Here is a 10,479-nt window from a genome sequence, read left to right as displayed (position 1 = left end):
AGGAAAAGGTATATAGAATGGCTCAGTTAAATGGGCTAATTCATATATACCAGGAGAAGAGGAACAAGGGCGATGAGAATTTTATGTATTGGCGACAGCAACACGTGGGGGTTCGATCCGAATACGGGATTGCGGCACAAAAACCGCTGGACCCGGCAGCTGATGGCGCTGCGGCCGCAGGACGAGATCATCGAGGAAGGGATGAACGGACGAACGTTCGCCTTCGACGATCCGTTCACGCCGGGACGAAACGGCTTGCGGGCGCTTGACATGCTGCTCATGAGCCACGAACCGGTCGATTTGGTCGTCGTGATGCTGGGGACCAACGACTTGAAGACGTTTTTTAACGCCCGGGCAAAGGCTGTCGCGCGCGGGGCGAGAACGTTTTTGCGCCAAATCAAAAATCCGTTTTTGTACCGGTACAAGGAACCGGATATTTTGATGGTCGCGCCGATTTTGCTGGGGGAGGCCATCGCGCAAACCGAAGGGGAGTGTGGCGATTTTGACGAGGAAAGCTTGTGTCAGTCCAAATATTTGGGCCGGGAAATCCAGTCGGTTTGCGAAGAGCTTGGCGTGGCGTTTTTGAACGCGGCCGATTTCGCGCACGCTTCGCCGGTTGACAACGTGCATATGGATGAAACCAACCATGGCCGGCTCGCGCAAGCGATTCATCAAACGATTGAGGAAAGGAAAAAAGGAGAGGGACAATGAAAACAATGGATGTGACAGCGCTGGGGGAGTTGCTGATTGACTTCGCGCAAAAGGATACGAACACGTTTGAGGGCAATCCGGGCGGCGCGCCGTGCAATGTGCTGGCGATGCTGAACAAGGCGAAAAAGAAGACGGCGTTTATTGGCAAGGTGGGCAACGACATGTTTGGCAACCAGCTTAAGGCGGTGATCGAGGAAATCGGCATCGACGCGCGGGGCCTGGTCGTGGACGATTCGGTGCGCACGACGCTGGCGTTCGTGAAGTTTGACGAGACGGGTGACCGGGATTTCTCGTTTTACCGCAATCCGGGCGCGGACATGATGCTGGATGAAAGCGAAGTCGATTTGGATTTGATCAAGGACTCGAAGATTTTCCATTTCGGCACGTTGAGCATGACGCACGAGGGCGTGCGCGAGGCGACGAAAAAGGCGGTCGCGTGCGCGAAGGAAAACGGGGCGATCATTTCGTTCGATCCGAACTTGCGGCCGCCGCTTTGGGATGATCTGGACGAGGCCAGAGAACAAATGAAGGCGGGCTGCGCCTTGTGCGACTTTATCAAGATCGAGGACGAGGAGCTCAAATTCATGACGGGCAAGGACACGATCGAGGAAGGTGTCAAGGCTTTGCAGGATGCGTATGACATGAAGATGATCCTGGTCACATCGGGTCCAAAAGGGGCGCAAGTCTTTTGCAACGGCCACCATGTGTACAAGGACGCGTTTTTGAACCGGAACACGTGCGACACGACGGGAGCGGGCGACACGTTTTGCGGGGTGTGCCTGTCCTATCTTTGCGACACGCCGTTTGAAAATTTCGACGAGGAAAAACTGGCGGACATGCTGACGCACGCCAACGCGGCGGCTTCGATCGTGACGACGCGGATTGGCGCGTTGAAGTCGATGCCGACGATGGAGGAAGTGGACGAGTACATCGCGGGATATCGTCAGCCGTAGAGGAAAAAAGAGGAAGACACGGGAAATCTTCCTCTTTTTGTTTTTTTACGAAGGGCACTCGATGATCGTTTTGACGGCGGCCACCATTTTCTTTTGTTCCGGGAGCAGGGGATGGGTGACGAGAATGTCGACTTCGCGGAATTTGGCGTAAATGTACGCGGCTGAATCCTCGAAGCGTTTTTTATCGCAGACGACGAGCACTTTTTTCGACTGGTTGATGACGTGGCGCAGCAAGGCGATGCCATCCATGTTGATGGTGGTGAACCCGTCGGTATCCTTGATGCCCAGTGTGCCAAGGATCGCCAGGTCAATGCGGAAATGCTCAAGCATTTTGGTCGCGAAGTATCCGCTCGTCCTTTGTTCCAGCTCGTTGATTTCCCCGCCTAGGAAAAACGTCTTGATGCGGTTTTCCATGCATTTGGCGGCGACCGGAAAAGAATCGGTGACGACGGTGATTTCCTTTTTGTAGGTGAGAGCCTCGATCCCGGCGAAAATCGTGCTGCCGCCGTCGATAAAGAGAACCTGTCCGTCTTTGACTTCTTGAAAAGCGCGAAGGGACAAGCCTTTTTTGATGCTGTGGTCTTCCTGGGAACGATACGACAAGGGGATTTCCTTGATGGTTTTATTGACGCGGGCCCAGCCGTGCTCTTTGATGACGAGCGCCTGGCTGACCAAAGTGTCGAGATCGGTGCGAATCGTTTCGCTGGAGGCGTGAAGCAGTTCGGCGAGTTCACGGATCTTGATGCGCTCCCGTTCGTGGAGCAGTTCCAAAATCTTTTTTTGCCTTTCTTGTTTCTTCATTCGTTGTCTCAAACCTCCGTTTCCGCTCGTTCAAAGACGATTTTGCCGTCGATGATCGTTTGAATCACGTGATAGTCGGCGTCCATGAGGCAGAAATCGCTTTTTCGGCCGATTTCTATTTTTCCCCGGTCATGGATGCCGAGGCATCGGCATGGATTTTCGGCGTACAGCTGCGCGATTTCCTCCCGGCTCAAGCCGACGAGGTCGCGGGCTTTTTTCATAATTTCGTTCCATGGGGTCGATCCGCCTAAAAAAAGCCCGTCGGCTTTGGTTTTGATGCCGGTTTCATTGGCGACGATGGGACCGAAATGCTCGTTTTCGTATTCGCCATCGGCTAGGCCGTGGAAATGGACGAGGTCGGTCATGCCGTAAAAGCGGTCGAGGCCTTTGAGCCGGATGCCAAGATGGATCCACGATGGCGATACGACCATGCCGTCGCAAGTGATTTGGTGACTGAGCCGGTTTTCAAGCAGGCAGCCGACGATGCCGCCTTCTTTGCGCTGGTGCATCGCTTCAAAGCCGTTGAAGAAGTGGGTCGTTGTGTCGGCGCCCCAGTCGGCGCACTGGCGAACCTGGCTGGCGGTGCAGAGGGTGTAGCCAAGTTCGACGTGGACGCCCTGGGCGGTGATCCATTCGCACCACTCTTTGGCGCCGGGCAGCTCGGGCGCAAGGCAGACGATGCCGATGTCGCTTAAATCGTTGTCGACCATGGCGAGCGTGTGGGCGGGTGTGGGCAGCGCGCACAGCGTCGGGTCGATGGAGGCGCTTCGTTTCGGATTGATGTACGGGCCTTCAAAATGAAAGAGAAACGGGTCGGCGCCGACTTTTTCCTGTCGTACCTTGCGAATGGCGCGGACGGTTTTCTGGCTGTCCGGGATGGATAAGGAGTTGATGGTCGGCATGACGCTGGTCACGCCGGTTTCCGGCAGTTTGGCAAGGAGGAACCGGACATCGTCTTCGCTCCAGTGGCTGACGGTTTCGTCATAGGCGTGTGGAAAAAAGTTGTGGCGGAACCCGCCGTGCATGTGAGTGTCGACAAAGCCCGGATACAAGTCGTATCCGGCCGCGTCCAAGATTTCGTCATCTTGCAGCCCGGGGCCGATTTCTAAAATTTCCTGTTCGTTAAAGCGGACGTCGACGCATTGGAAAGCGCCATCGATCCATACATTTGCGTTGCGAATGATCATAGTTGCATTCCCTTCCTTTCAAAATCATTATTGAGTTTCGTTGGAAGAAAGAAAAGGTTTAAAAAGTGTTTTTTTGAGAATCCAAATTCATTGTTTGGCTTTTATGAGAAAAAGATCTGGAAATTTCGGCTGAACCAAAAAATAGAGAGTTTGAAAGAGGAGAATCGTCGTGCAGCAGCCACATGGTCGGCGGCAGCGGGGAAGAGATCGGGCGCGCGTCGGTCACATACACAAAGCTTGGTTCGCAAATCCGGTACGTATTGGAAACTTGTTCGAGGGTTTTGAAGTCGCAGCAAAAACGCTTTAAGAAGGGATCCTGGCGGAATACGACACCACGATATACAGCATCCGCCTTCCGCAAGATCTCATCCTTCACTGATTTTCGACGCAAATACATCCGCTCTTTTTCAAAGACGGTTTCATTGACTAGGCCTTCAAATTGAAATTCTTCATAGAAAACAGGTGGGACGGGAATCATATTGTTGACGAGAAGGGCGGCGATGCGCTCATGGTCTTCGTCGAAGATTTCGACAGTCGTGCGGGGATTGCGTCGCTTTCCATTGGGACGCAGCGGCTTGGAAGTTAATGGAATCAAATAGTGGAAACGGCCAAGCAGGACGATCACGCCGTAAAACGGCCGGGTGCTTTTGATGCTGACGTTCGGATCCGCCTCGTGCAAAAAGAGACGATAAGGATAATCGACCCGGTATATGTTTGGGTTGGGGTCTAAAAAATGAAATAAGTTGTTCATACATTCTCCTTTCGAAAAAAGCTGTTCTTTCGAACAGCTCTGCCAGTTTTCAGGGATGGCATCCCTTTTATAGTCGCCAACTACGGCATGGCCTCTCCAGTTTTTTCGTTGCCAACTACGGTATGGCCTCTCCAGTTTTTTCGTTGCCAACTCAGGCATGGCCTCTCCAGTTTGAAAGATCCTTTACGGGTCTTTTTGTGTCTTTATTGTAAAAAAGGATATTAAGATTGTCAAATGGGAAAAGTAAGCTTTTTTCTTATTTTACGAAATATACATTAGTTTAATGATATTGATGTTTTATATAATATAAAAACAAAACAAAAAATATTAACATTACGCAAGGATAATATTGATTGAATCGGGATTAAAAGTTATAATCATTTTGTTAAATATATTTTAATTTAACTACGTCTTATATACTTGATTGAGATAAAGGAAATTAGATTTGCACATATATCGTGTTTTCGAGTCCAGTTTCGGTATTCCTATGAGCAGACTAATAAAAATCTGCCTTTTTTATACCTTCATTGCTATGAAGTGAACGGAATGGAGAAGAAAATCACATTTTATGTAAAAGGGGGATGATTTTTAATATTTTATGTGTTGAAAAAGTATATAAGACGACAAAAAGGGAACTGCAAGGGCAGAGATTATGGAAAAAAGAAAGGAAAAAGCAGTTTCTCCGGATTGCCTTCCAAAAGCAATTCGGCTTTCATCTGTCTCCGATTGATTATGAAAGACAATAAAGCATTAAAAAGACTTAGCGCGACCGCGGTGATCGCTTCATCGCTTATACCTCAAAGTATGCCAGTATTCGCCAAAGAAGAATCGCGAGCAAATTCTTTTTTTGAATTATCAGATCCGATTGCGAATGTAGCCGTCGCTCAACAGGTTGTTTCGCAATCGAAAGCGGACGCTTTGATAAACGCTTTAAAAGAGGCAAGCAAAGAAGAAGCGAAAGCGGAAGAAGCGGTGGCAACAGCTGAACAAAATTATGCTACGGTACGGGGGGGCAACGAGTACCAACCGCAATATGATCGTATCGTAAATGAAAGACAGACACTGGAAAACAGTGTAGATCAAAAGCTCGATCAGGAAATAACGACTGGAACCGCGGAATTGGAAAAAATGGTTGCGGATTATGAAGACGCGATTGAGAAGAAAGAAGCGCTGGAATCGGAACTGACGCAAAAGCAGGGACTGCTCGAAAGCGAAAAATCCAAATTGGAAGATTTGGAACAGGCGGTAGAGCAGGCGAAAGCGGAATACGACGCGTTGGAACCGGGCGCCATCGAAGCAGCCGAACAAAAAAACGCGGAAGCGATTAATTTATGGACGAACGCCCAAATTGCATTGCAGGAAGCGCAAAACGCTTTAACGCAAGCGGAAGCGAATTACGCGGCGCTGTCCCAATCTTTGGAATCCACACGCGCCACATACAACGAGGCGTTAAACGCGGTTATGGCCGCCCAGGCCGCTTATGACCAGGCACTGGCTGTGCAAGCCGAAAAAGAAGCCAATCTCGCGCTGGCGGAAAACGAGGAAGTATACGCTCAAGCCGAAGCAGAACTTCAAAACGCGCAGCAAGCCGTTTCGCAAGCGCAAGCTATGGTGGAACAAAGCGCGCAATCGGTTGCCGAATCGGAAAATCAACTGGTTTTGGCCCAATCAGCATTTGATCAAGCCGCCAGTGAACTTCCGGTCTATCAGCAGGCGATCGCGGATGCTCAAACCGGTGTGGAAAACGCCGAATCCGAAGTAAGCCGGAGCCAGGCCGCTTTAGAGCAGGCGCTGATGGAAAACAAAAAACAAGCCGAAGCGCAGAAAAACGCGCAACTCGCGGTCGAAAAAGCGGAAAACGCCGTCAAGCTCCAGACAGAAGCCGTGGATATTGCCGGACAGGAAGTCAAAGGCGTTCAGGCGAAAATCGACAACTTGCAGTCGCAGCTCGAAACGAATCATGCCGAAATCAAAAAACTCGAAGAACAGCTTCAAGTTCTGCAAGCGCAATACGCCTCGGGTTCATTGGGATTTTTCCAAGCTATCGACAACGATGATGCTACAAAAGCGATGAACGTGATTTTAAGCAGAACGGATGGTCTGTATGACTACACTCATGTCGGAAAAGAAAATGACGCGACGAGTCTGGAAAACATGAAAGCGTCGCTGGCCTGGATCAAAGAATGCAACGAGCTTCGAGCAAAACACGGATTGCCTGCCTTGGGTGTCAATTCCTATATGATGGCTATCGCGCAAAAACAGCTTAATTATTCGGCTGTTGAAGTCGGGCATTCACAAAAATATCAAGTGGGAGAAAACCTGGCATGGGGCTACGAAAATCCGTTCGATGGCTGGTACGATAAAGAAAAGGCGATCTATGAGCGGTATTTGGCACAAGGTCTGACACCGGAAGAAATTGAAAACGACCATTTTCAAGAAGTCGGTCATTATCTCAACATCATTGAAGATGGCTATTATATCACAGGATTTGCGGTCAATACCGAACCTCACCGCTACAATGTAGCATATGGACAGGTATTCACATATAGGGGATCGGGATACACCGTGGAAAATTATGAGAAGATGCTCGATGATTATTGTTCGGGTATCGAGAAAGCCATCGCGGCAAAACAAGAAGAGCTGGAGACCGCGCAGGCCGATAACAGCCTTGTCAAAGCCATCGAACAGGCTGAAGCGGAATTGAAAACCAAAGTAGCGGAAGCGGAACGGCAGAAACAGCTGTTAAGTCAAAGAGAAGTCTCGCTTGAACAAGCGGTCACATTGTCCAGTCAGGCAGCGATGGCGCTGACAAACTCCCAGGCTTTGTTGAAAAAAGCGGAAGACAATTTAAAAGCCAAAGAAGAAATGCTTTCACAAGCGCAGGCAATCCTTTCTCAAAAGGAAAACGCTTTGCAGGCGTATCTTGAGTCTGACGAACTCCGCGCATTGCAAAATAATATTGATTTAGCGCAAGCACGGTTAAATCAGGCGAACACGACACATCAAACCCATACGGCGCTTCTCGCTCAAAATCAATCGTTCGCTCAAGACAAGAAAAACCAGCTTGCCGCTTTGGAACGTCTGATCGCGAACGCAAAGACAGAATGGAACGAAGCGAAAAAAGACACGCAAGACAAATCCGAAAAATTAAAAAGCGTAAAACAAAACGCAGAAACGGTAAGGAAAGGCTTGGAGTCGCTCGAAACGGAGACAGGAGCGGCCGAAGCCAAACTCAACGAACACAAAAAAGAGGCTGCTCAGAAAGCCCAGGACGAGCAGCAGAAAAAGAAAGCTTTTGATGAGGCAAATAAAACTTTCCTCGCGCTGGATGGCTTGAGAGTGCGGTACGAGGAGACGGTCCGCGCGCAAAATCAAGCGGTGAGAACGATCGAAAGCCTTGAAAAAGAGGTGCCGGCTTTACGCACTTCGATTCAAAACGCCCAAAATCAAATCGCGCAGGATTCCAAACGGCAAACCCAAGCGCGGGCCTATCTTGCACAACTTCATGGGGCGAAAGACGCATGGAACGCGATCAAAAAAGGTCAATCGGCAAACTTTGATCCAACGTTTGACGATTTGGCGGCCTTTCCGGTTTTATTCGCGAACTATCAATCCTTGAAAAAGGATGAGCAATTGGCGAAAGCGAAGCTGGAACAACTCATCGCCGATGCGGATTCAAGCCTTGAATCGTTGCGGCAGGCCAAAGCCGAATACGAAAAAGCGAAGCAAGCAAGACAGGCCGCCCAAAACGTTCTCGACGCTTTCTTGAAGCTTCTGGAAAACGAAGAGACGATTGTCGTGGATACAAATCCCGAAAAGAAAGAGAATACAGATTCGAAAAAAGAATCCAGTCCAAACACGGCGGCGGGAACAGGCTTATATATTTACACAGCCGGAACCGTGCTAAGCGGAGCGATCGCGGTGGCTTTTTTGAAACGAAAGAAAGACTAATATCACTTTGATCAGGATAGTGAAGACAACACTATCCTTTTTTCATTTGTACTCATCGTTGGAAGCGGATACAATAAAACTATAAAAATCAAAAGTGGGAGGAAATTATGAAAAAGTTTGTGTATGGAAATCCAGTCGACACCGACGCCATCGTCAACGATGTGGAAGCGACTGTAGGTCAGGTCCCGGTTGGAACAAGCGCCATCGACGACCATGTCTTCTCGTTCACCTACGCTCTGGCGCCCGCCGACAAGGTGTATGGTCTAGGAGAGCAGGTGCGCGGCATCGACAAACGCGGCTGGGAATACGAATCGTGGGCGACCGACGAGCCGCACCACCACGAGGACAAGCGCTCGCTGTATTCGGCGCACAATTTTATCGTCGTTGATGGAGAAAAACCATTTGGCTTGTTTGTCGACTACCCGGGACGGGTGAAGTTCGACATCGGCTACACGCAAAGCGACGCGCTGCGCGTCGAATGCGAAGCCGACCTCAAGCTGTATTACTTTGAAGGGGAATCGGTTCTCGACATCGTCAGGCAGTTCCGCCACGCCATTGGCAAAAGCTACAAAGCGCCAAAGTTCGCGTTCGGCTACGGGCAAAGCCGCTGGGGCTACAAGACGCAGGACGACTTCAAAGACGTCGTTCGCAAACTGGACGAGCTCGACATCCCGATCGACATGCTGTACATGGACATCGACTACATGCAGGACTTCAAGGACTTCACCCTCAACGAAAAAGAGTTTGACGGCCGGTTCGATCAATTCGTGCAATGGATGAAAGAACGCGACGTCCATCTTGTCCCGATCATCGACGCCGGCGTCAAAAAGCAGGACGGCTATTTCGCGTACGAGGAAGGCAAACAAAACGACTACTTCTGCAAGCTCGAAGACCATAAAACCGACTTCATCGGCGCCGTGTGGCCAGGCTATTCCGTGTTCCCGGACTTTTTGAACGACAAAGCCCGGCACTGGTTTGGCATGCAGTACGAAGCGCTCACCAAATACGGCATCGACGCGTTCTGGAACGACATGAACGAGCCCGCGCTGTTTTATTCCCAATACGGCATCGACAAACTCAACGGCCAGCTCGAGGAATTTTTAGCCAACGAAAAAGACGAAGTACCATACTTCAAGCTAGGCACCCAGGTCGAAAGCTTGAAAAACTCGATGGACGACTACCGCCGGTTTTACCACCACAAAGGCGACCAGTGGCTGCGCCACGACAAAGTGCACAACCTGTACGGCTACTTCATGACCCGCAGCGCCTCGGAAGCGTTTGAAACGCTGCGCCCCGACCAGCGCACGCTCATGTTCTCACGCTCCAGCTACATCGGCATGCACCGCTACGGCGGCATCTGGACCGGCGACAACAAGTCGTGGTGGTCGCACCTCGGTCTTATCGTCCACCAGCTGCCCGCCATCAACATGGCCGGCTTCCTGTACACCGGACCGGATCTGGGCGGCTTTGGCGCCGACACGACCCGCGACCTCGTCCTGCGGTTTTTGCAGATCGGCGTGTTCACGCCCCTCATGCGCAACCATTCCGCGCTCGGCACCCGCGAGCAGGAGCCATACCAGTTTGAACGGCCCGAAGATTTCCGGCATTTGATCGGTTTGCGCTATCGGCTCGTGCCATATCTTTACTCCGAATATTTGAAAGCGATCGAAAACGACACGCTCATGTTCAAAGCGCTCGCCTTCGAATACAAAGACGATCCGATCGCCAGCCAGATCGAAGACCAGCTGCTGCTCGGCGACGAAATCATGCTCGCGCCCGTCCTTACGCAAAACGCCACCGGACGCGCCGTGTATTTGCCGCAAGCCATGACGAAAGTCGTCTTCCACGCCGATGAAACGATCGAGCAAACCCCGATGGACGCCGGCTGGCATTTTGTCGACTATCCGCTCAATGAGCTCGTGTTCTTCATACGCCTAGGCAAAGCCGTACCGCTCGCCAAAGCGGCCCGCCGCGTCACGGATATCGACTGGAACGCGCTCGAATGGCTCGGGGACGGACGCGACTACACGCTGTACGACGACGATGGAACGACGAAAGAAGATACGTTAATCATAAAAAATTTGGAAAGACAAAAATAAAAACCCGGGAAGCGAAAATTCGCTTC

The 10,479-nt window shown here is 50.7% G+C and carries 7 protein-coding genes; 4 read left to right on the top strand and 3 right to left on the bottom strand.

Annotated features, from left to right (window positions below; genetic code table 11):
* Positions 1 to 72 precede the first annotated feature (72 nt).
* Together E5336_RS08065 and E5336_RS08060 are read left to right on the top strand one after the other, a co-directional pair.
* Positions 73 to 711: a GDSL-type esterase/lipase family protein gene (locus tag E5336_RS08065; protein WP_135980609.1), complete on the top strand. Its 639-nt coding sequence runs from the start codon at positions 73 to 75 to the stop codon at positions 709 to 711.
* Positions 708 to 1,664, top strand: coding sequence for a carbohydrate kinase family protein (locus tag E5336_RS08060; protein ID WP_135980608.1), 957 nt, complete (start codon positions 708 to 710; stop codon positions 1,662 to 1,664). Before E5336_RS08065 ends, E5336_RS08060 begins: the two co-directional genes overlap by 4 nt.
* A gap of 45 nt (positions 1,665 to 1,709) precedes the next feature.
* On the opposite strand, the gene E5336_RS08055 is transcribed toward E5336_RS08060, so the two are convergent.
* The 3 genes from E5336_RS08055 to E5336_RS08045 are packed head-to-tail and all read right to left on the bottom strand — an operon-like array spanning position 1,710 to position 4,553.
* Positions 1,710 to 2,465 carry a DeoR/GlpR family DNA-binding transcription regulator gene (locus E5336_RS08055; protein ID WP_135980607.1) on the bottom strand — a complete coding sequence of 252 codons (756 nt, stop codon included), beginning with the start codon at positions 2,463 to 2,465 and terminating at the stop codon, positions 1,710 to 1,712.
* Positions 2,466 to 2,473: 8 nt separating this feature from the next.
* Positions 2,474 to 3,652, bottom strand: a complete 1,179-nt coding sequence (locus tag E5336_RS08050; protein ID WP_135980606.1) for an amidohydrolase family protein — start codon at positions 3,650 to 3,652, stop codon at positions 2,474 to 2,476.
* 58 nt (positions 3,653 to 3,710) lie between these two features.
* Positions 3,711 to 4,553, bottom strand: a complete 843-nt coding sequence (locus E5336_RS08045) for a type III toxin-antitoxin system ToxN/AbiQ family toxin (RefSeq protein WP_168353610.1) — start codon at positions 4,551 to 4,553, stop codon at positions 3,711 to 3,713.
* Between the two features lie 768 nt (positions 4,554 to 5,321).
* Here E5336_RS08045 and E5336_RS08040 point away from each other — a divergent pair.
* Together E5336_RS08040 and E5336_RS08035 are read left to right on the top strand one after the other, a co-directional pair.
* On the top strand, positions 5,322 to 8,354 hold the full coding sequence (locus E5336_RS08040; protein ID WP_168353609.1) for a CAP domain-containing protein: 3,033 nt from the start codon (positions 5,322 to 5,324) through the stop codon (positions 8,352 to 8,354).
* 107 nt (positions 8,355 to 8,461) lie between these two features.
* Positions 8,462 to 10,453 carry a TIM-barrel domain-containing protein gene (locus tag E5336_RS08035; protein WP_277820826.1) on the top strand — a complete coding sequence of 664 codons (1,992 nt, stop codon included), beginning with the start codon at positions 8,462 to 8,464 and terminating at the stop codon, positions 10,451 to 10,453.
* Positions 10,454 to 10,479 lie beyond the last annotated feature (26 nt).

The sequence above is a fragment of the Dubosiella muris genome, assembly GCF_004793885.1.
GTDB classification, from domain to species: domain Bacteria; phylum Bacillota_I; class Bacilli_A; order Erysipelotrichales; family Erysipelotrichaceae; genus Dubosiella; species Dubosiella muris.
Note: the sequence above shows the minus strand (reverse complement) of the source record. Positions and strands in the feature narration are given on the sequence as shown.

Coding starts and splice junctions, on each gene's coding strand:
- E5336_RS08065 (WP_135980609.1), top strand. CDS start 73: ATGAGAATTTTATGTATTGGCGACAGCAACACGTGGGGGTTCGATCCG.
- E5336_RS08060 (WP_135980608.1), top strand. CDS start 708: ATGAAAACAATGGATGTGACAGCGCTGGGGGAGTTGCTGATTGACTTC.
- E5336_RS08055 (WP_135980607.1), bottom strand. CDS start 2,465: ATGAAGAAACAAGAAAGGCAAAAAAAGATTTTGGAACTGCTCCACGAA.
- E5336_RS08050 (WP_135980606.1), bottom strand. CDS start 3,652: ATGATCATTCGCAACGCAAATGTATGGATCGATGGCGCTTTCCAATGC.
- E5336_RS08035 (WP_277820826.1), top strand. CDS start 8,462: ATGAAAAAGTTTGTGTATGGAAATCCAGTCGACACCGACGCCATCGTC.